Source organism: bacterium, assembly GCA_026129405.1.
GTDB lineage: Bacteria > Desulfobacterota > Binatia > DP-6 > DP-6 > JAHCID01.
This window is the reverse complement of sequence record JAHCID010000002.1, coordinates 58,014-79,150: the sequence shown is the minus strand read 5'-3', so window position 1 is coordinate 79,150 and position 21,137 is coordinate 58,014. Positions and strand designations below refer to the sequence as shown.

Genomic DNA, 21,137 nt, shown 5'->3' with positions numbered 1-21,137 from the left:
CGCGAAGGAAGGTCGACCGGCCGAGCGGCTTGCCCCGGGGCGTCATCCGCGCGAGGGTCCGTCCATGGCAGATGCGCGGCGGTACGCCCTCGAGCCCTTCTTCGGTCCCGGCCGGCCCGAGTTCACGCAGCACATCCCGCACTGCAAGCGGATCGGCATCGAGGTCGTCGAGACGGGACCCGGCGCGGCGACGGTGCGCCTGCCGTGGCGCGACGAGCTGATCGGCGACCCGCAGCGCGGCGTCGTGTTCGGCGGCGTCATCACGACGCTGCTCGACCACGCCTCGGGGCTCGCCGCGGCCTGCGCCCTCGAGGAGCTGAAGCCCATCGCCACCCTCGACCTGCGCATCAACTACCTGCGCGCCGCGACGCCGAAGCACGCCCTCGTGGGGCGCGTCGAGTGCTACAAGGTGACGCGCCACGTCGCCTTCGTGCGTGGCGCGGCCTGGGACGCGTCGCCCGACGATCCATTCGCGACGATGGTGGCGACCATGATGCTGGGCGCCCACGACCGCATGAGCCCGCTCATGCGAGCTGCGCGCGACGCACGCTGACGGCGGCTCGAGAACGCCGGGCAACGCCGGCGCGCTGCTGGTCCGCTTCGCGCCGGCGGACGCCCGCCCCGGCGGTCGGCGTGGGCCCACCCGCGACGCCGTCGGACGGACGACGCCAACTCGAACTCCATGGCGCGCTCCCTACTCAGCACGCCGATCTACCTGGCGATTTACCTGGCGGCCGGCGGTCTGGCGGCGGTAGGCTCCCGGGCCATGCTCGGTCGCCTCCTCCCGGCTGGACTCCTCCTGGCCGGACTCCTCCTGGTCGCGGTGAGCGACCGCGCCGTCGCGAAGAAGCCGGCGCCCGTCCCGTGTCCCGCCGGCCTCTTCGGGATCGAGAACACGCCGCCCTTCGCGGGCGCGGCCCTGGTCACGCTCGACGCCGGGGCGATCACCTTCGACGCCGGCTGCAGCGACCCGGCGCCCGCGACCATCAAGCCGGCCCGCAAGCGCACCAGGCTGTCCGCGCGCTGGCCGTCCTGCACCGACCTCCCGCGCGGCGCGAAGCTCGAGGGCGCCATCGCGGCGCCGGCCTGCGACACCATCACCGGCGTCGTCGTCACCAGGAAGGCGAAGCCCAAGCGCCGCAAGCTCCGCGCCACGCGCCTCGGCCCCACCGACCTGGTCGCCAGCCTCGACGACGTCGACACCCAGCGGCGCATGCTCGACGAGAACTCGCCGACGCTCATCCGCGCCGTCGCCGAGGCCTACAATCCCGAGCTGCGCCAGCTCATCGCGATGGGGCCCGGCGCGGTCGACAGCCTGCTCGCCCCCTTCCGGCAACGCGTCACCCTGGCGCACGACATTCCGCTCTCGCTGTACGCCTTCGCGCTCGAGCGCATCGGCGATCCGCGCGCCGTGCCCGCGCTCGCCGACTGGCTCGACGTCAACCTCTTCGCGTCGACGATCTTCGCCACCGACTTCGTCACCCACACGATCAAGGTGCTGGGCGGCTTCGGCGGTCTCCAGGACGACTTCCTGTACGACATCGACGAGAAGCTCGACACGATCGCCCAGGCGAAGGCGGGCACGACGGCGACGGCGGCCGCCGCCAATGCGATCGCGCCGCGGGCCACGATTCCCGAGTCCAAGAACCGGTGCGAGGCGACGCTGCTCGTCACCGGAATCGGCGCCGACGGGCGGCAGACGACGGCTCGCCTGAACTACACGCTGCTGTTCTACGACCTGCAGGAGCAGATCGACCTCGAGGCGGACGCGACCCAGAAGGCGGTGCTCGCGCGGATGCTCGCGAACCTGCGCGCCAACGACGAGGCCAACTACGGCGGCACCGACTACCGCGCGATCGGCGACGTGAGCGTGAAGTCGAACTGCGGCGGTACGGTCACCGAGAACGTCATGAACGCCGTCGCCGAGCGCCGCGGGTTCCCGCTCCGCCTCGGCTCGGGCGGCGCCGCCGCCGACGACATCCGCGACCTGGCCAGGACGTTCGGCAACGAGATCGGCGTCGGCGCCCTCGACACCTTCAGCGTGATCGCGCACGAGCGCCCGACGAGCGGCAAGTCCGTGCACGTCGAGGTGCCGGTCGGCGTGAGCGGCGGCTTCGTCACCGTCTTCAGCAAGGACAACCAGGGTGCGCCCCGGCTCCACACCGTCGACACCGGCAACCTATCGACGCTCTCGCAGGTCTGGACGCCCATCCAGCAGCTCTACAACTTCCGCCCGTTCGCCGTCGGCACCAACTTCGAGGCCACGGCACCGAAGTTCTACCGCGTCGATCCCGACCGCATCCTCGACATCCGTCTCGACACCAGCGCATGCCCGTGCGAGTTCGCCTACGGCGGCGCGATCCCCGTCGCGATCACCGAGCCGACGGCGGCGACGACCAGCGAGCGCGTCATCACCGTCGCGGGCACCGTCGGCAGCCCCGACGTGACGAGCGGGAACCTGCGGCTCAACGGCTCGGCCCAGGCGGTCGTCGTCGCCGGCGGCACCTTCACCACGAAGGCCGTGCTGTCGAGCGGCGACAACCGCATCCGCGTCGCCGTGGACGGTCCGGACGGGGGCCGCGGCTGCGCCGAGACGACGATCCGGTCGGAGACCGAGCGGACGACGATCTCCGCCACCCTCACGTGGGACGCGTCGGACGCCGACCTGGACCTCTACGTCACCCAGCCCGACGGCGAGACCGCGTGGTACGGCAGGAAGACCACGTCGGTCGGGGGTCGGCTCGACGTCGACAACACGAGCGGCATCGGCCCCGAGAACTACTTCCTCGGCTTCGATCCCGGCGCGCCGATGCTGACCGGCACCTACGCGATCCGCGTCCACTACTACTCGGACCACCGCGCCGCCGAGGACACCCCGCCGCGCGCGGTCCGCTGGCGTGTCACCCTGCTGCTGAACGAGGGGACGCCGAACGAGAAGCGTCAGTTCTTCGACGGCGTGCTCGGCGTGCCGAGCCCGGGCAACGCGGCGCCGGGGTCGGCCGGACCCGACTGGGCCGACGTCGCGCAACCCGCGCTGTAGGAGCGCGGCCCTCGATGGGTCCGGGCTTCTCCCGGCCCCCCTCAGCGCGTCGCCAGATGCCGTGCGAGGAACTGCCGCATCAAGGCCGCGATGGTGGCCCCGTCGGTTTCGAGGGCGAAGTGCCCCGCGTCGAGCAGATGGTACTCGAGCGTCTTCACGTCCCGCTTGTACGGCTCCGCGCCTGCGGCCGGAAAGATCGGGTCGTTCTTCCCCCATACGATCAGCATCGGCGGTTGGTGCACGCGAAAGTATTCCTGCCACTTCGGATAGAGGGGCGGATTGCTGCCGTAGCTGAGGAAGAGATCGAGCTGGATCTCGTCGTTGCCCGGGCGGTCCAGCAGATACTGGTCTTCGGCGGCCCCGTCCGGGCTGACGAGCTCGGGCTTCGGCACACCGGTCGTGTACTGCCATTTCGTCGCCTTGTAGGTGAGCAGGCCGCGAAGGGCGTCCCGCTTCTCCTTGCTCTCCGGCTGCGCCCAGTACTCCTTGACCGGCTTCCAGAAGTCGTTGTCGAGCCCCTCGTCGTACGCGTTGCCGTTCTGCACGACGATGGCGGTGATCCGCTCGGGGTGCGCGACGGCGAGGCGGTAGCCGATCGGCGCCCCGTAGTCCTGGACGTAGAGCGCGTGTTTCCCGAGGCCGATCCGTTCGGTGAACTCACCGATCACCTTCGCGAGGTTGTCGAAGGTGTAGGCGAACCGGTCGTGCGGCGGCATCGAGCTGTAGCCGTAGCCGGGATAGTCTGGCGCCACGACGCGATAGGTGTCGGCCAGCGCCGGGATCAGGTTGCGAAACATCTGCGAGCTGGTCGGAAAGCCATGCAGCAAGAGGATGGCCGGTGCCGTCGGGGACCCCGCTTCGCGGTAGAACACGTCGAGCTCGCCGACCTTCACGGTCTTGTAGAGCACCGGCGGCGCGCCCGGCGCAGCCGCGGCGTGCGCGGACGCCGTCGCCGCCGCGCAGACGACGGCGGCGACGACGATCGAGGATCGCATGAGGATCGCCTTCGGCATGCGCCACACCGGGCGATTCGCGCGGGCTCGGGATTGCTGTGCAGCGAACATGCTCGCGCAGTAGCTCATTGGCGCACACCGCACACGTCCTGGTAGACGAGAGGTCGTCTCTCGATTCCCAGAAGGATGCGCCGATGGACCGGTTCGACGCCATGTCGGTTCTGATCGCAGTCGCCGACGCTGGCAGTCTGTCCGCCGCCTCGCGCAAGCTCGGGATGCCGCTCGCGACGGTGAGCCGCAAGATCGCCGAGCTCGAGCAGCACGTGAAGAGCTCGCTCCTCCGCCGCTCGGCGCGTCACACGACCCTGACCGACGCCGGACGGGCGTACGTCGCGGCCTGCCGGCGCATCGTCGAGCAGGTGACGGAAGCCGAGCGCGAGGCGTCGGGCGAGTACCGTACGGCGCGCGGCGATCTCGCGGTCACCGCCCCGGTGATGCTCGGCCATCTGCACCTGCTGCCGATCGCCGTGGAGTTCCTGCGCGAGTATCCCGACGTCGATCTGCGCCTCCTCCTCAGCGACCAGCTGCAGGATCTCCACGCGAGCAAGCTCGACGTCGCGATTCGGATCGGGCGCCTGCCGGACAGCAATCTGATCATGACGCGGGTCGGATCGATCCGGCACGTCGTGTGCGCGAGCCCGGCCTACTTCGCGGTGCGCGGGCGTCCCCAGTCGCCGGGCGCGCTCTCCGCACACGCCTGCGTCACCTTCGACAGCTTCGGCGCGCCGCATGCCTGGACGTTCACCAAGGGGACGCGCGAGATCCTGGTCCCGATCCGTCCGCGGCTCATCGTCAACACCGCGGAGGCGGCCATCGACGCCGCGATCGCCGGCATCGGCGTGACCAGGGTGATGTCCTACAAGATGGCCGCGGCCCGGCGCGCCGGGCTCCTGGAGGTCGCGCTCGAGTCCTTCGAGCCCGTCCCGTGGCCCGTCAGCGTCGTGTGCGTGGGGCGACGCCCCCTGCCGCTCAAGGTGCGCACGTTCGTCGACTGGATCACGCCCCGGCTCAAGGCGCGGCTCGCCGCGGCGTGACCTGCGCCAGGCGCTGCGGCCTCGCCGCCCGGCACCTGCGCCACCGGAGCCCGCCGCCTGCGGGCCGTCTACTCGAGAAACCCCGCCAGCGGCGGCCCGCCGTCGCGCCCGACGGCCGGGATCTCGCGCACACGATCCGGCGCCACGCCCGTCCCGTCGTCGACCACCGCGCCGTCCTCGCCGACGTGCCCGTCGGGCACGAAGAGCTGCGGATGGTCGAACGGCGCCCGGCGCCGGCGGACGCGTTCGTCGGTGAGCGTGCGCAGCCACGCCTCCAGCGCGGCCAGCTCCTCCGGCGTGTTCTGGAGCACGTTCAGGCCGGCGATCTCGAGCCTGCCGGCGGCGTCGTGCTGCGGCCGCACGTCGCCGCCGCGCGAGTAGAACTCGAGCACGCTGGCGAGCGTCAGGTGCGAACCGTTGTGGAAGTACGGCGCCGTGAGCTCGACGTTGCGCAGGCCGGGAACCTTCATCGCGCCGTCGTTCGCGATCGGCTCGGGCGGCGGGTCCGCGAGGCGCCGCACGGTCGAGAGCGGGTTGCCGCGCTCGTCGCGGCCGCCGACGCCGAGGTCGTCGAGCGTGGGCACGAGGCCGACGTTGTTGAAGCCGCGGTCGAGCGCCTGGCCCTCGCGGATGCGAGTCGGGCTCTCGCGCACGCGGCGCACCGACGCCCCGGTCAGCTCCGCGCCCTCGTGGCAGTTGATGCAGCGGCCGCGCGTCTGGCTGCGGAAGACGTCGACGCCCTGGATCGCGAGCGGCGAGATGGCGTCCTCGTCGCCGCGCATGAAGCGGTCGTAGGGCGTGTCGTCGGCGACCAGCATGGCTTCGTAGGCCTGCACGGCGAGCCCGAAGAAGAGGGCGAAGTTCGCCTGCATGAGCGTGTACTCGCGCGTCGCCGGATCGCCGTCGAGCCGCCGCACCACCTCGCTGCGGCCGTCGGGGTGGACGCGGATGCGGGCCCGCGCCCGCCACCACTCGGGACGGAACGCACGCTGGATCAGCGTGTCGTAGCGCGTGACGCGCAGCCCGGGCTGCGGCCAGCGCGACAGCGCGCCCAGCACCGAGTCGTCGGGCGCCACCTGCTGGAGCGCCAGCGGGCGCAGGCGGCGCACGCGGCGGCCGAGCTCCTGGCGGCCGCGCAGGAACTTGCCCGACGTGTGCCGTGTATCGCGACCCTGGGCCGCCATCTCGACGCTGTTGCCGACCGGCATCACCGCCTGCGACGCCAGGCTCGCGTCCTCGAGCCGCACGCGCACCGCGGTCGGCCGGCGCGGATCGTCGGCGCGCCAGACGCGCGCCTCGGGGTCGTCGTCGCCGAGGCCGTTGACGCCGTTGAAGACGTTCTGCGCGCGGCCGTCCCAGAACTGCCGGTGGTTGAAGACGGCGTTGATCACCGACGGCGCATGCCGGCCGACGACCTGGCGCACGTTGACGTCGCCGACGCGGAAGCCGGTCTCGTCCGGCAGCGCCGTGAGGCGCTCGCGCGCCTGGCCCGTCCAGCCGCCGAAGCCCCAGTGCGCGATGCCCTGCGAGCCGACGACGTCGTTGCTGCCCGGCGAGAGGGGGAAGTCGGCCGGCGTCAGCTGATGGTTCGGGCCGAGCGGCGGACCGAACGCGAGGTCCGGATCCGCGCTGCCGTCGGGCCGGGCGCGGCGCGTGCCCGGATTCAGCTGGTTCTTCGAGCGCGCGTCGGCGCCGGCGTGGAAGTGGCAGGTGCCGCAGGCGGTGACACCGTCGCTGCCGACCTGCATGTCCCAGAAGAGCGCCTTGCCGAGGACGACGAGCGCGGCGCGGTCACGGACGAACGCGTCCAGGTTCGCCGGCTCGGGCACCGGGACGGTGCGCAGCGACGGCGGCCGCGGCGGATCGTCCGCGGCCGCGGCGGCGCCGGCGAGGACCGCCAGCACCGCCGCCGCTGCGATGAGGCGCCGCACGTTACGGCGTGGTCGCCTCGCAGCGCTTGGTCGCCTTGTTCCAGCGACAGTCGGCCTGCTTCTTCTTCATGAGCGGCTCGTCGTTGTTCCAGTCCGACTTCTTGCAGACGTTGCGGCCGGCCTTGGTCGAGACGTCGACCGCGCCGCAGAACTGCGCCTGCGAGCAGCCGCGGGCGTCGACGACCGCGCCGGCGGGCGTGTCGGCGCAGGCGTCGGCTGCGTCGCGCACGCCGTCGCCGTCGGCGTCGGCGGTGGCGGCGGCGAGCTCGGCCGTGATCGACGCGACCTGGCTCGTCTTCTCGGCCAGGTCGGCGGTGCACTGCGCGAGCTCGGTGCTCACCACCGGCGAGATCGTGAGCGTGTACTGGCCGGCGACGCCGTCGAGCGCGCCGACGAAGACCGAGTAGTGGCCCTCGTACGTCGGCGTGACCGGGATGCTGAGGGTCACCGGCTGGCCCGCGGCCGACGCGATCGCGAAGCCGAGCAGCTCGAGCCCGGTGGTGCCGAGCGGGTCGTCGACCGGACTCGGGGCGGTGACGAAGGTCTGGTGACGCACGGCCCCGGCCCCCGTGTCCCAGCCGCCGTACACCGCGATCGCGAGGCGCACGGTCGCACCGTCGTTCGGATCGTCCGCCAGGTTGAGCGTCAGGCTGACGAGCCCTTCACCGCGCAGGTCCTCGAGCGGCGACACGTGGATCAGGCCGTAGTCGAGACCGTGGCCCCAGCCCTGTCCGTCGTTGTCGGGGTCGGTCCACGACTTGCCGCCGACGGCGAGCACGGCGTCGGTCGGAAGGTCGGGCTCGTTCTCCGCGTTGTACGACTCGATCTGCGCGAGCAGGCTGCCCGACGGCGCGGGCGCGGTACCCGTCTGGATCGTACGTGCCGTGGTGACGCCGTGCATGCCCGCGTACCACATGACGGGCAGCGCGGTGACGAGGCCGTCGACGGGACCGTTCGTCCACAGGGACGACGCGTTCGCCGGCATGCCGTCGACGCCGTTGGTGCTGCCGCCGAGGCCGGAGCCGTAGCCGGAGACGTTGTACGTCGCGTGCCCGAACGCCTGCGGCGCTCCGGCGAGCACGCCGGCGACCAGCACCGGCACGAGATGTTTCGACAGTCGCATGTCCAGTCCTCCCCTGACCGCCCCGGGTGGACGGAGCGCGTCGCAACGGGCCGCAGCGTAGCCCGCCGCCCGAGACGTCCGCGATGTGACACAGTGTCGCAGGCCGGTGTGATGCCGCGCCGCGGGAGGCGGATCAGCGCGTCTGAACGATGACGCGGTAGCCCTGGAGCCCGGTGTACGCGTAGCACACCGGGTCGAGCGGATCGCAGGTCGCAGCGGGATACGCGCTCGGGTCGCCGAGCGACGCCGGGTTGCCGCCGACGACGATGCTGTAGCGACCGGCCGGCAGCTTCGCCTTGTACGTCACCTTCGTCTTCGACTTCGGATTCGCGGCGTGGCCGCGGTAGACGATCGTCGACCAGAAGTTGCCGACGTTGTTGAACGTGTGGGTCTCGAACTCGGTCGTGTCGTCCCACCCGTCGTAGATCGACAGCGCCGGCACCAGCGCCGAGCGCGCGACGCCCGCCGTCGTGCCGCTCGTCACGACCACGCCCTGCTGGCGCTCCACCGTGATGACGAGCTTCGCCTTCTCGCGCAGATCGAGCGCGATCCAGTTCGACGTATGGGTCCATCCCTTCAGACCCTCGGGATTGGACGGCTCGCTCCAGCTCTTGGCTCCGACCGCGTAGACGAGCTGCGCCCGTTGCCGGCGGTGCATGCGCAGCGTCCATTCGTAGCTGATCCCGGACGGATCGGGATCGCCGAAGCTGAGCGCATCGTTCGTGACCTCGCCGATGGGCCCACCGGAGTGCGCGAAGGCCATGCCGCCGGACAAGAGCACGCCCAGCACGACCGCGGGGACGACGGCCCGACGCATGGCAAAGCACCGTAGAGGTCGCTTCTCGTCGGCGGGATGCGTCACGTGGTCGCAGGACCGGGTCGCGGCTGCCATGGGCGGTTCCGTACCGGAACGGCGCCATGAAGGCGATGAGGGCCGGGCATGCAGCCGAGCCCCGCTCGCGGTGCTGCGACACGTGGTCGCAGGGGCCCGCGTCCGTTCACACCACGACCGCGCTGCGCTACCTCTGTGCCGATGCGGGCCGTGCGGACCGCGGCTCTCCTCCTGGCCGTGCTGAGCGTCGTCGCGTCGCGGCCCGCCGCCGCGACCTTCACCACGTTCGAGACCAGCCAGGTCCGGCCGCTCGCCCTCTCCCCCGACGGCAGCCGTCTCTTCGCCACCAACACGCCCGACGGCCGCCTCGAGGTGTTCGACGTCGGCGCCGGCGGCCTGCGCCACACGGGCTCGGTGAGCGTCGGCCTCGAGCCCGTCGCGGTCGCCGCACGCACCGACGCCGAGGTGTGGGTCGTGAACCACCTCTCCGACAGCGTCAGCGTCGTGCGCCTCGACGGCGGCGCGCCGCGCGTCGTGCGCACGCTGCCGGTCGGCGACGAGCCGCGCGACGTCGTCTTCGCCGGCGGCCGCGCCTTCGTCACCGCCGCGCACCGCGGGCAGCACCACCCCGGGCCTGCGCCGGCCGGCGCCGCGGGCGTCGGCCGCGCCGACGTGTGGGTGTTCGACGCCGCGAGCGACGCCGCCACGCCCGTCCGCATCGTCACGCTCTTCGGCGACACGCCGCGCGCCCTCGCCGTCTCGCCCGACGGCGCCGCCGTCTACGCCGCCGTCTTCCAGTCCGGCAACCAGACGACGATCGTGCACGAGGGCGCCGTCTGCGACGGCGGCCCCGGCGCCGCGCCCTGCGCGCTCGGCCCGCTCGTGATGCCCGGCGGGCTCCCGGGTCCGGTCGCGAACGTCGAGGGCGTTCCCGGCCCCGAGACCGGCCTCGTGGTCGCCTTCGACCGCGCCACCGAGCACTGGCGCGACGGGCTCGGCCGCGTCTGGGACGACGCCGTGCGCTTCACGCTGCCCGACCGCGACGTCTTCCGCATCGACGCGACCACGCTCGCCGTCACCACCGACTGGGCCCACGTCGGCACCGCGCTGTTCGCGATGGCGGCGCACCCGACGAGCGGCGCGCTCTACGTCGCGGGCACCGAGGCGCGCAACGAGGTGCGCTTCGAAGGCCCCGGCGTCCTCGGCGGCAGCACCGTGCGCGGCCGCCTGCACGAGTCGCGCATCACCGTGCTGCGCGACGGCGAGCCGGCGGCGCCGCACCACCTGAACCCGCACATCGACTACGGCGTCGTGCCGAGCCCGCCCGGCGTCGCCGAGAAGAGCCTGGCGCTGCCGCAGGCGCTCGCGATCTCGCCCGACGGCGCGACGCTGTGGGTGGCCGCGTTCGGCTCCGGCGTCGTCGCCGCGGTCGACACCGCAGCGCTCGAGGCGGGCACGTTCACGCCCGACGTCGCCGATCACGTGCCGCTCACCGGCGGCGGCCCGAGCGGCCTCGTCGTCGACGCCGCGCGCGGGCGCCTCTACGTGCTGACCCGCTTCGACGACGCGGTGTCGGTCGTCGACCTCGCGACCCGGCGCGAGATCGACCACCAGCCGCTCTTCAATCCCGAGCCGGCGAGCGTCGTCGCCGGGCGGCCGCTGCTCTACGATGCGCGCGCGACGTCGAGCAACGGCGAGGCGTCGTGCGCGAGCTGCCACCTCGGCGGCGACGTCGACGGCCTCGCCTGGGACCTCGGCAACCCCGACGCCGCCGTGCTCGCGAATCCCAATCCGATCCACTTCGGCGAGGCGCAGCCGTTCCATCCGATGAAGGGCCCGATGCAGACGCAGAGCCTGCGCGGCCTCGCCCGGAACGGCCCGATGCACTGGCGCGGCGACCGCACCGGCGGCCACCTCGACGACGGCGACGCGCTCGACACGACGCAGGCGTTCGAGGCGTTCGACGTCGCGTTCGACGGCCTCCTCGGCCGCGGCGGCCCGATCGACGCCGCCGCCATGCGCCGCTTCGCCGACTTCGCGCTGCAGATCGTCTACCCGCCCAACCCGAACCGGGCGCTCGACGGCGCGCTGTCGCCCGAGCAGCAGGCGGGCCGCGACCTCTTCGTCGGCCGCGTCACCGACCAGGCCGGCTTCAACTGCGTCGCCTGCCACGCGCTGTCGCCGCGCGACGGCGCGTTCGGCGCCGACGGCCAGTCGGCGCTGCAGGGCGGGCCGCAGCTCATGAAGATCCCGCACCTGCGGAATCTCTACACCAAGGTGGGCATGTTCGGGGTCCCACCGGTGCCGGCGCTCGGCGGCGGCGGCGGCGCCGCGACCGGTCCGCAGATCCGCGGCTTCGGCTTTACGCACGACGGCAGCGTCGACACCATCGCGCGCTTCCTCGGCGGCAGCGAGTTCACGCTGACCGACGCCGAGCGCCGCGAGCTCGAGGCCTTCCTCCTCGCCTTCGACACCGACCTGGCGCCGATCGTCGGCCAGCAGGCGACCGTGACGCCGGCCGACGCCGCGGCCGACCGCGTCGCGCTGCTGCGCGCGCGCGCCGCCGCGGGCGACTGCGATCTCGTCGCACACGGCGTGCTCGCCGGCGAGGCGCGCGGCTGGATCGCGGTCGCGGACGATCTCTTCGTCTCCGACCGCCGCGCCGAGCCGCCGCTCGCCGCCGGCGCGCTCGTCGCGCAGGCCGCGATCGCCGGGCAGGAGCTGACGCTCACCTGCGTGCCGCCCGGCGAGGGCCCGCGCCGCGCCATCGATCGCGACGGCGACGGCTTCCTCGACCGCGACGAGCTCGACGCCGGCACCGATCCCGCCGACGCCACAAGCCGCCCCGAGGGCGACCCGCTGCCGCTCGCACGCGTCCCGATCCGTACCTCGGCGCTGGCGCTGCGCGGGCGCGTGGCCGCGACGGCGGCGTTCGCGGCGAAGACACGCAAGGACGCGGCCGCGGCGCGCGTCGTCCCGCCGCCGCGCGACTCGGCGTTCGATCCGACCCGCTGGGGCGCCGTGCTCCAGGTCTACGGCGCGGGCTTCACCGCCGATGCGACGCGCGTCGCGCTCGCGCGAGACGGCTGGCGGCTGGCCGGCTCGGAGCGCAGGGCCAAAGGCTACCGCTTCCGCGGGCGCGGCCCCGTGAAGAGCGTCCTTCTCGGTCCCGATCTGCTGCGCGTGCGCGCGAAGGGCCTCGGCTATACGCTCGACGAGCCGGCACAGGGCCGCGTCGCGGTGACGCTCGCACCCGGGCTCTTCGTCTCCGGCGGCTGGTGCGCGGCCGCACCGGCGAAGCCGCGCGGAAAGCAACGCTCGACGGCGAAGAGCGACCGGCCCGGCCGCTTCCTCGGTGCGCCGAACACGCCGGCGCCGAACGGCTGCCCGCCGCTGCCCTGACGGCCGGCTTCTTCCACGTCAGCCCTGCACGTGCCGATGATCGCCCGCCCCGCGGTCCACACGTACCTCAGAGGCACTCGCACCCGACGTAGCACGCACGGCACACACGACCGGCTCGACTCCTCGACTGCGCCGTTCCGCGCGGGGTAGCTTTCGGCCTCCGGAGGATCATCGGTGAGGGAATCCCGCTCGCGTTCCAAGGTCCGCAACGCAGTCGGCTACGGCCTCCTCGCCGTCGGCGTCGCCGTGTTCGCCGTCCGTCTCCTGCACGCTGGTCCGTATGCGATGCCGCGCGGCGCGAACCTGTTCGGCGGGTTGGGCGCACTGCTGCTCGGCGGTGTCCTGGTCTTGCCGGCCACGTCACCATGGCTCGGTCGGCTGGCGCTGGCGACCACCCCCGTGGTGCTCTTCTTCGGGCTCTACGCGACTATGGCGGAGCTCGAAGAGGTGGTGTCGCTCCATGCCGTCGACAGCGCCGGCAGGCCGGTGGAGCTGCGCCTCTGGATCGTCGACCGCGAAGACGGCGAGTGGGTTGGGATGGCGCGCGCGAAGGCGGTCGCGCACTCCTTGGATGGAGCGCACCTCGAGCTGCTGCGAAACGGGGAGATCCGATGCGTGGTGCCGGTGCTTCACGACGACCGCCCCACCGTCAGGGCGATCCACGCTCTCAAGGTCGAGAAGTATGCGGTGGCGCGCGGCGCCGCAGCGATCGGTCTCTACCCGCGCGAGGCCAGGGAGACCGCCGCGGCCTTGCGCCTCGATCCGTGCCCGGGCGGATGAGCCCGCGGGAAGAACACCGCCCTCCGGGCAGTCTGGACAGACAGCCACCAACGACCGCGGACCCGAGATCGTCGCACCCACGGGTGGGTCGACGGGTGTCGGCCGTATCACCAGACCCCGGGCATCGGTCCGTCGTCACTCGCCACGATGTCTCGCGCTCGCACCGTCGGATCGACTCGGCAACGAGACCCGTCAGGCTGGACGCCCCTCCATCCGGGCGATGAGTCCCCCCGAGAAGGGGGCGCGCTCGGCCGCGACACCCTCTTCGAGCGTCCGGCCCACGTGCCGAGCAGGCGCCGGCGCGATCCTCACAGCGATTGGACTTCCAAACGGGTTAGCCCGCGAGTTATCGTGCCGTTATGCTTTGCCGCGTTGGTCTCCATTGTGCGGCGCTCGTCGCCGTCTTCGCCCTTCTCCTTCCCGCCGGCGCGACGGCCGCTCCCTGCGGCCAGCCCGGTCAGCGCGCGTGCTGCATCGGCGAAGGCGTCGCCTGCGTCGACGGCGCCCGCGAGGTTCCCGGCTGCGCCGGCGACTGCGCCTGCGGCAACAGCATCTTCTCCTCGTCGGGCACCTGTCAGGCGATCACGCCGTGCGGCGGCGCCGGCCAGCGTGCCTGCTGCGCCTTCTTCCTCGAAGGCAGCGCCTGTGCCGACGGGCTCGTCGAGGTGCCGTTCTGCAACGGCAACTGCTACTGCGGGGGCACGGCGACGGGCGCGATCGCCGCGTCGGGCACGTGCATCCAGCCGTCGCCGTGCGGCGGCGTCGGACAGCGTGCCTGCTGCGACGGCCTCAGCGAAGCGCCGGCCTGTCAGGACGGGCTCACCAAGGTGCCCGGCTGCACCGGCGACTGCTTCTGCGGCGGGCCACTCGCCACCGGCCAGCACGCCGTGCACATGTGCGGCCGCATGGAGCCGATCGACGAGCCGACGACCGACTCGACGCCGGCCTCGCTCGCCGACTACCGCAGCCGTGACGATCGGCCCGCCTGCCCGCTGCTCGGCTACGCCGACCTCCACGTCCACATGATGGCGCACCTCGCCCACGGCGGCGCGGTCCTCGTCGGCAAGCCGTACGACGAGGCGGGCGGCGTCAATGCGGCGCTCCGGCACGACTTCGCCACCGACCTCGACATCGTCAACGCCAACGGCAGCGAGCGGCCGGCGCCGCTCTTCTGCCCCGCGTGGCTCCCGGACTGCGGCGCCAAGCTCTTCCACGGCGACCACCTGCTGATCGACGACGTCGTCGGCCAGGGCACCCAGGACGGCACGACCTCGAACCTCGGCGCCCCGCTCTTCAACGGCTGGCCGACGGCACGCTCCACGACCCATCAGCAGACCTACTACCGCTGGCTCGAGCGCGCCTGGCGCGGCGGGCTCCGGCTCATGTCGATGCTGGCCGTCACCAACGAGGCGCTCTGCAAGGGAAGCAAGCGGCTCCGCCAGGTCGACTGCAACGATTCCATGGCGCCGATCGACGCACAGCTCGCACTCGCGCGCGACTTCGAGGCGTTCGTCGACGCCGAATCGGGCGGCCCCGGCCAGGGGTGGTTCCGCATCGTGACGACGCCGGCAGAGGCCCGCCAGGAGATCGCCGCCGGCAACCTCGCCGTCGTGCTCGGGATCGAGGTCGACAACCTCTTCAACTGCAAGTTCGGCCAGTGCGACGAGGCCTACGTCGAGGAACGCCTCGACCACTACTACGACCTCGGCGTCCGCCACGTCTTCCCGGTGCACAACTTCGACAACGGCTTCGGCAGCCCGGCCACCTGGCAGGACGCGATCCACGTCGGCAACCGCGTCTCGGAGGGCCGCTGGTGGGAGGCCGAGGAGTGCGCGCCGCAGGGATACCGCTTCCACCTCGACTTCGCGCTCGCCGGCATCCTGAACCTGCTCGGCTTCGGCAACTTCGACCTGCCCGCGCCCTACCCGCAGACCGCCACCTGCAACAAGCTCGGGCTCTCGCCCCTCGGCAAGACGTTCGTCGGCATGCTGATGGACCGCGGCATGATCATCGACGTCGACCACATGTCGAACCACTCGCTCGACGAGACGCTCACCCTCGCCGAGGCGCGCTTTCCGAAGTACCCCGTGGTGGCGAGCCACGTGCAGTTCTTCGACCTGAACGCGTCGTCGATCCGCCACGAGCGCATGCGCACGCTGGCCCAGCTCCGCCGCATCCGAAGCGTCGGCGGCATGATCGCCGCCATGACCAAGGACGACGTGCAGGACACCGACAAGCGCGGCGAGCAGCACTCGCTGCCCTACGGCGTCGTGCCGAACGACTGCCGCCACTCGTCGAAGACGTTCGCCCAGGCGCTGCAGTACTCGGTCGACGTCATGGAGGGGCCGGTGGCGTTGGGCAGCGACTTCAACGGCATCGCCGGTCATTTCGGACCGCGCTTCGGCCACGAGGCCTGCGCCAACGACGGCAACGAGCGCAGCGCGCAGCTGCGCGCGAACCGGCGCGTGTCCTATCCCTTCGCGCTGGCGGGCTTCGGCACGTTCGACCGCCAGGTCACCGGCCAGCGCACCTTCGACTACAACGTCGATGGCTTGGCCCACATCGGCCTGCTTCCCGACATGGTCGAGGACCTGAAGGTCATGGGCGTGCCGGAGCAATACACCACGGCCCTCTTCCAGTCGGCCGAGGCCTTCATCCACGTCTGGGAGCGGGCGAGGGGGCAGACGGTGCCTGCCGCGCTCTGCACGCCGGGCCGCAGCGCCGACGACCTCCAGTGCCATCAGACGCGTACGGCGAAGCGTCAGCCCAGGTTCGCGCCGCGCCCCATCACCATATCCGACCGCTTCGGCACGGCGACGGCGCTGGTCAAGAACGTCCGCACGCTCTGCAACGCCGCCGACACCGGCCTCGGCATCGCCACGGATGCGGGAGCCCACCTCCTCTGCCACGATACCAAGGAGCCGAAGAAGCAGACGCCCGCGCTGAGCCGCCTCGCACTCCGGGACGCATTCGGCGACATCGCGCTGACGCCGGTGAAGCCGCTGCGCGCCTGCTTCCCGGCCGAGGTCGACGGGACGGCGGCGACGGCGCCGCTCGAGGCCTACCGCTGCTACCGCGCCCGCACCAGCGCCGGGACGACGCCGTTCACGCCGCGTGCGGTCACCATCCGGGATGCCTTCGGCAGCCGCACCGGCATGCTGTCGAAGCCGACCGAGCTGTGTCTGCCGGCCGGCGTCGACGGCGGCGCCGCGGGCGATCCCGGACGGGCGCTGGTCTGCTATCGGGTCGACAACGCGGGGAGACCGTTCGCGTCGCGCAATCTGACGGCCGTGACCCAGCTCGGCGCGCAGTCGTTGACGGCCCGCCCGCTGCTGCCGATCCTGTGCGTACCGGCGCGGGTGCTGTAGGCGTGCCGTCGTAGGTGCCGGCTTCACGCGGCTGCTCGCCGCCGAGCGCCCCGATCCCCGCTACGTCGATGAGCGTATGGGCGGCACGCGCCTGCCCGGCCTACGCTCCGCTCGATGACGCCCGAGCGCGCGCGCGTACGACCGTTGCTGCTGCTCCTCGTGGCCGCGCTGGCACTCCCGCGCGTCGCGGGGGCCGTCGCCGCCGGCTGGAGCATTCCCAGCTATCTCAGCACCGACGGTCGGACCGCCCTCGCACCGTCGCTCGGCATGCTCGGCGACGGGACGCCCGTGGCGACGTGGGCGGAGCAGACGCCGACGGGCTGGTTCCCGGTCATGGCGTCGCGCCCGATCATGGGGGAATGGTCGCCGCCGTACGCGATCTCGAGCGGCCCCATCGACGCACCCGGCGTCTACTCGTTCGGACCGCGGATGGGGATCGCGAGCAGCGGCAGCTTCCTCGCCGCCTGGCTCGTCCATCGTGACCAGCCGAAGGGCGACGGCACGTTCGTCCACCAGGCCGTGGTCGAAGGCGCGACGGGAACCATCGGTCCCGGCGGCGCGCCGGGGTTCGGCGAGTACTTCTTCGCCGGACGCCATCCCCCGAACGGCTTCTTCTACGAGCACACGCCGCACGTGTTCCTGACCCCCGACGGGAACGGCGTCGTCCACTATCCGTACCGCAACTGCTGCGGCGGGACGTTCATCGGCCTCACCGGCATCGCCGGTGCGCAGCCGACGGGGACGGCGGGTGATCCCCAGACGAGCATCCTCTCCCACTTCCAGGGCGGCACGAACGACGACGCGAACCCGTCGATCCCCGCGTTCGCGACCGCCGGACGCAGCGCGGGCTGGACGACCGCCGCGAACCCGCTCATGGCCGTGGCGGTCACGCGCGCGACCTACGTCGAGAACCCGACCAACGCCGAGCTGTTCACCACGGAGAATCCCTCGTCGTGGCCGACGAGCGGCATCGTGCTGCCCCTGCCCGGATTCGGCACCTCGCTCGGCATCACCGCCGACGGCCGCGTGCTCGCGACGGCCCCCAAGGACGGCCGGCTCCTGCTCTGGCGAACCGGCGACGGCACGGCGCGGGTCGTCGACGACGACACCGGCAACGCCACGAACAAAGCCGCGATCGCGACGTTCTGGGACGGCTCGGCGACGATCGCCTACATGGCACAGGACTCCGAGCACGGCGTCTTCCGGATCCGCGTGGTCCAGGTGAGCGGCATCGGCAGCGTGACGCCGCCGCGCGACGTCTCCGGCAGCGAGGGAGTCGCGCGCAATCCCGTCGTCGCCTACGACCCCGACGGCACGGTGCACGTCGTCTGGTCGCAGGGCGCCGGCACGATCGGCAACGAGACGGCGGGCTTCGGCACCGGCGTCTACGCCTCGTACAAGCTGCCGGACGGCGAGTTCCTCGCCGTTCCGTCGACCGTGATCACCGGCGTCACCGCGGCGCACGCGCCGCGGATCGCCGTCGACAAGGACGGCCGCGTGACGGTCGTCGCGCAGGTCCACGACGGCACGCGCTGGCGCATCGCCTCCTTCACGCACGACAACCCGGCGATCCCGAAGAACGAAGTGCCGCCCGTCATCGGCTGGGACGGTCCGCTGAACGCCGGCACCGTCGTCGCCTGCGACGAGGGCACGTGGACCGCCGATCCCACGAGCTACGCGTTCCAGTGGCTGCTCGACGGCGTGCCGCAGGGACCGTCGTCGCCGGTGGCGACACGCACCGTCACGGCCGGCGACCTCGGCCACGTGCTCGTCTGCCACGTCATCGCGGCGAACCCGTTCGGCAGCGGCCAGGCCGACAGCGCGCCGGTCGCGCTGACGGCGGGCGGCGGACCGGGCGGTGGTGGCGGCGATCTCGTCGTCGATCCGAACGCCATCATCGACGGCACCGGCATCCGGGCGACGCTGAACGTCGCCGTCCCGGGCCCGGGCACGCTGAACGCCGGGTCGCCGGCGCCCGCGCCGCAGGCGCGCTCCGCGCTCGCTGCGGCGCGGAAGAAGCGTCAGACGCCGCCGCTGCTCGAGCCGGCGTCGATGCGCGTGGAGGCGGCGGGCACCGTGCCGCTCACCGTGACGCTCGCGAAGGCCGGGAAGAAGAAGCTCAAGAAGAAGCGCAAGAAGGGCATCGTCGTGCCCGTGCGGATCGACTTCACACCCGACGCCGGCACCGCCGGCGTGGCGGTCGTCGACGTGACCTTCAAGAAGCCGCGCAAAGGCGGCAAGTAGCGCACGCGGACGCCGGCAGCGCCCGCGGCCGGCAATCGTTCCGACCAGGCCGCCTCGCCCCGGTCATCCTCCCGGCTCGGGGTTCGGCCCGCGCGAGACCGCTCCCACTCGTTCTCGGCGGACAATCCTTCGTCCTGCGTGGACAACGGGAATTCCGCCATTGACACCGACCGGGTGCCCCCTCGATGGAGACGGAATAGGTCGACTTACTTAATTGGCTCGCGAGTTGCGTCGCGAGCAACAAAAGGGGGGCGTTTCGATGTGCAACGAGAGGGAGCTGTCCGTTCGGTTCGGGGCCCGTCGGCTCGCGACGGTGCTTCTCGCGGTTCTGGCGCTGATCGCACCGGTGTGCGCCGGCGCCGACACGGACTACGCCAAAGGGCCCGACCCGACCGTGGGGAGCCTGCTCGTGACCGGCCCCTACGCGACGGCATCGGTGTCGGTGCCCTCGTCGGTCGCCGGCTTCGGCGGCGGGGTCATCTACTACCCGCTCGATACCAGCGAGGGGACCTACGGCGCGGTGGTGTTTGCGCCCGGCTTTCTCGCCAACAGCTCGCACTACTCCTGGTTGGGCGAGCGCATCGCCTCGCACGGGTTCGTCGTCTTCCTCATCAACACGAACGGTCCTCTCGACAACGCCGTGTCGCGCGGACAGCAGATCCTCGCGGCCCGCACCTACCTGCTGACGTCCAGTGCGGTGACCGCCCGGCTCGACCCCGCCCGCCTCGCGGTGGCCGGCCACTCGATGGGCGGCGGTGGCTCACTCGAGGCCGCCAAGATCACGTCCGGCCTGCGGGCGGTCATCCCGATGCAGCCCTTCAACAGCAACTGGACCAACTGGAACGGCGTGACCGCGCCCACCCTGATCATCGGCTCCGACGGCGACACCACCGCGCCCGTCGGCACCTATGCCATCCCGTTCTTCGACAGCATCCCGGGGACCACCCAAAAGGCCTACATCGAGCTTCGCAACGCGCTCCACCGCGAACCCGTGAACACCGCCTTCGACGGCGCCGAGAACCCGGTCCACGCCATGTACACGGTGGTGTGGCTGAAGGTCTTCGTCGACGACGACGCGCGCTACGCGCCGTTCCTCTGCCCGAACCCCGGCCCCAGCGACGCCATCCGCGACTTCCGCATCGACTGCCCGAGCGTCCCCACCTGCGGTGACGGCGTGGTCGCCGGCGACGAGGCCTGCGACGACGGCGGCACGCTCGACGGCGACGGCTGCTCGAGCACCTGCACGCTCGAGGCCGGCTGGTCCTGCACGGGCACGCCGTCGGCATGCGAGCCCACGTGCGGCGACGAGCTCGTCGTCGGCGACGAGGAGTGCGACGAGGGCGCGCTGAACGGCGATCCGAGCGCGTGCTGCACGGCCTCGTGCTCCTACCGCCTCGCGGGCGAGACGTGCCGGCCCGCCGCCGGCGACTGCGACCTCGCCGAGCACTGCACCGGCTCCTCCGGGCAGTGCCCCGACGACGCCGTCGCGCCCGCCACCACCCTCTGCCGGCCCGCCGCCGGCGACTGCGACCTCGCCGAGCACTGCACCGGCTCCTCCGGGCAGTGCCCCGACGACATCGTCGCGCCCGCCACCACCCTCTGCCGGCCCGCCGCCGGCGACTGCGACCTCGCCGAGCACTGCACCGGGGCGGCCGTGGCGTGCCCGCCCGATACGGGGCTACCGGACACGGACGGCGACACGGTGTGCGACGCGCTCGACAACTGCGTCGACGTCGCGAATCCCACGCAGGCCGACGGCGACGGCGACGCGCAGGGCGACGCGTGCGATCCGTGCACCAATCTGGTTCCCACCGTGGGATCGAAATCCGCCTTGACCCTCGACAAGCTCCTGCCGCCGGCCGGCGACGACAAGCTCAGCTTCACGAGCTTCTTCGCCGCCGTACCCGGGACCGCCGACATCGATCCGCTCGCCGACGGCGTGCGGTTCCTGATCGTGGACGCGACCGGCGCGCTGCCGGTGGACGTGACCATCCCGGGAGGCGCCTACGTGCCGGCCGACAAGGCCGGCTGGAAGGTCAACGCGCGCGCGACGGTGTGGACCTACAAGAACGCCGGCACGGTCGTGCCGGCAGTCGACGGGATCATCACCGTGCAGATCAAGCGCGACCCGGCCAAGCCGGGAACGCTCAAGGTGAAGGTGGTGGGCAAGAACGGCGGCTACGCCGTCGATCCGACCGCCCTCCCATTGGTGCCGACCATCGTCCTCGACCCACCGGTTGCGGAGACGGGCCGGTGCGGCGAGGCGGCCTTCCCCAACACCCCGCCCGCGAAGCCGAGCTGCGCCGTCACGGGCGGGGGCAAGACGATCAAGTGTAGATGACCGAGCGGGAGCGCCCCGCGCCTCCGACG

Annotated in this window: 11 protein-coding genes and 1 pseudogene; 8 read left to right on the top strand and 4 right to left on the bottom strand. The window is 72.3% G+C overall.

The window, feature by feature from the left end:
- Positions 1 to 64: 64 nt before the first annotated feature.
- Together KIT14_08700 and KIT14_08695 are read left to right on the top strand one after the other, a co-directional pair.
- Positions 65 to 553: a PaaI family thioesterase gene (locus KIT14_08700; protein ID MCW5890617.1), complete on the top strand. Its 489-nt coding sequence runs from the start codon at positions 65 to 67 to the stop codon at positions 551 to 553.
- Positions 554 to 682: 129 nt separating this feature from the next.
- A complete protein-coding gene (locus KIT14_08695; GenBank protein ID MCW5890616.1) occupies positions 683 to 3,040 on the top strand; it encodes a DUF2135 domain-containing protein in 2,358 nt (785 codons plus the stop codon).
- 41 nt (positions 3,041 to 3,081) lie between these two features.
- Here KIT14_08695 and KIT14_08690 read toward each other — a convergent pair whose 3' ends face one another.
- Complete coding sequence (locus KIT14_08690) at positions 3,082 to 4,035, bottom strand: alpha/beta hydrolase (GenBank protein ID MCW5890615.1); 954 nt, start codon at positions 4,033 to 4,035, stop codon at positions 3,082 to 3,084.
- A 152-nt stretch (positions 4,036 to 4,187) separates the two neighbouring features.
- On the opposite strand from KIT14_08690, the gene KIT14_08685 reads away from it, so the two are divergent.
- Complete coding sequence (locus KIT14_08685; protein MCW5890614.1) at positions 4,188 to 5,087, top strand: LysR family transcriptional regulator; 900 nt, start codon at positions 4,188 to 4,190, stop codon at positions 5,085 to 5,087.
- A 68-nt stretch (positions 5,088 to 5,155) separates the two neighbouring features.
- Here the strand turns inward: KIT14_08685 and KIT14_08680 are convergent, their stop codons facing one another.
- The 3 genes from KIT14_08680 to KIT14_08670 form a co-directional block, all read right to left on the bottom strand.
- Positions 5,156 to 7,018 carry a cytochrome C peroxidase gene (locus KIT14_08680; GenBank protein ID MCW5890613.1) on the bottom strand — a complete coding sequence of 621 codons (1,863 nt, stop codon included), beginning with the start codon at positions 7,016 to 7,018 and terminating at the stop codon, positions 5,156 to 5,158.
- A 1-nt stretch (position 7,019) separates the two neighbouring features.
- Entirely contained in the window at positions 7,020 to 8,141 is a 1,122-nt protein-coding gene (locus KIT14_08675) for a hypothetical protein (GenBank protein ID MCW5890612.1), read from the bottom strand.
- Between the two features lie 133 nt (positions 8,142 to 8,274).
- On the bottom strand, positions 8,275 to 8,958 hold the full coding sequence (locus KIT14_08670) for a hypothetical protein (GenBank protein ID MCW5890611.1): 684 nt from the start codon (positions 8,956 to 8,958) through the stop codon (positions 8,275 to 8,277).
- A 255-nt stretch (positions 8,959 to 9,213) separates the two neighbouring features.
- Between KIT14_08670 and KIT14_08665 the strand changes: the two are divergent.
- The 5 genes and pseudogenes from KIT14_08665 to KIT14_08645 all read left to right on the top strand — a co-directional run bounded on the left by KIT14_08665 (position 9,214) and on the right by KIT14_08645 (position 21,108).
- Positions 9,214 to 11,820: pseudogene (locus tag KIT14_08665) on the top strand (hypothetical protein).
- A gap of 801 nt (positions 11,821 to 12,621) precedes the next feature.
- Positions 12,622 to 13,155 carry a hypothetical protein gene (locus tag KIT14_08660; GenBank protein MCW5890610.1) on the top strand — a complete coding sequence of 178 codons (534 nt, stop codon included), beginning with the start codon at positions 12,622 to 12,624 and terminating at the stop codon, positions 13,153 to 13,155.
- A gap of 359 nt (positions 13,156 to 13,514) precedes the next feature.
- On the top strand, positions 13,515 to 16,523 hold the full coding sequence (locus KIT14_08655) for a membrane dipeptidase (protein ID MCW5890609.1): 3,009 nt from the start codon (positions 13,515 to 13,517) through the stop codon (positions 16,521 to 16,523).
- Positions 16,524 to 16,637: 114 nt separating this feature from the next.
- Positions 16,638 to 18,767: a hypothetical protein gene (locus KIT14_08650; GenBank protein MCW5890608.1), complete on the top strand. Its 2,130-nt coding sequence runs from the start codon at positions 16,638 to 16,640 to the stop codon at positions 18,765 to 18,767.
- Positions 18,768 to 19,026: 259 nt separating this feature from the next.
- Positions 19,027 to 21,108, top strand: coding sequence for a DUF4215 domain-containing protein (locus tag KIT14_08645; protein MCW5890607.1), 2,082 nt, complete (start codon positions 19,027 to 19,029; stop codon positions 21,106 to 21,108).
- The last annotated feature ends 29 nt before the right edge of the window (positions 21,109 to 21,137 follow it).

Coding starts and splice junctions, on each gene's coding strand:
- KIT14_08700 (MCW5890617.1), top strand. CDS start 65: ATGGCAGATGCGCGGCGGTACGCCCTCGAGCCCTTCTTCGGTCCCGGC.
- KIT14_08695 (MCW5890616.1), top strand. CDS start 683: ATGGCGCGCTCCCTACTCAGCACGCCGATCTACCTGGCGATTTACCTG.
- KIT14_08690 (MCW5890615.1), bottom strand. CDS start 4,035: ATGCGATCCTCGATCGTCGTCGCCGCCGTCGTCTGCGCGGCGGCGACG.
- KIT14_08685 (MCW5890614.1), top strand. CDS start 4,188: ATGGACCGGTTCGACGCCATGTCGGTTCTGATCGCAGTCGCCGACGCT.
- KIT14_08675 (MCW5890612.1), bottom strand. CDS start 8,141: ATGCGACTGTCGAAACATCTCGTGCCGGTGCTGGTCGCCGGCGTGCTC.
- KIT14_08670 (MCW5890611.1), bottom strand. CDS start 8,958: ATGCGTCGGGCCGTCGTCCCCGCGGTCGTGCTGGGCGTGCTCTTGTCC.
- KIT14_08655 (MCW5890609.1), top strand. CDS start 13,515: ATGCTTTGCCGCGTTGGTCTCCATTGTGCGGCGCTCGTCGCCGTCTTC.
- KIT14_08650 (MCW5890608.1), top strand. CDS start 16,638: ATGACGCCCGAGCGCGCGCGCGTACGACCGTTGCTGCTGCTCCTCGTG.
- KIT14_08645 (MCW5890607.1), top strand. CDS start 19,027: ATGTGCAACGAGAGGGAGCTGTCCGTTCGGTTCGGGGCCCGTCGGCTC.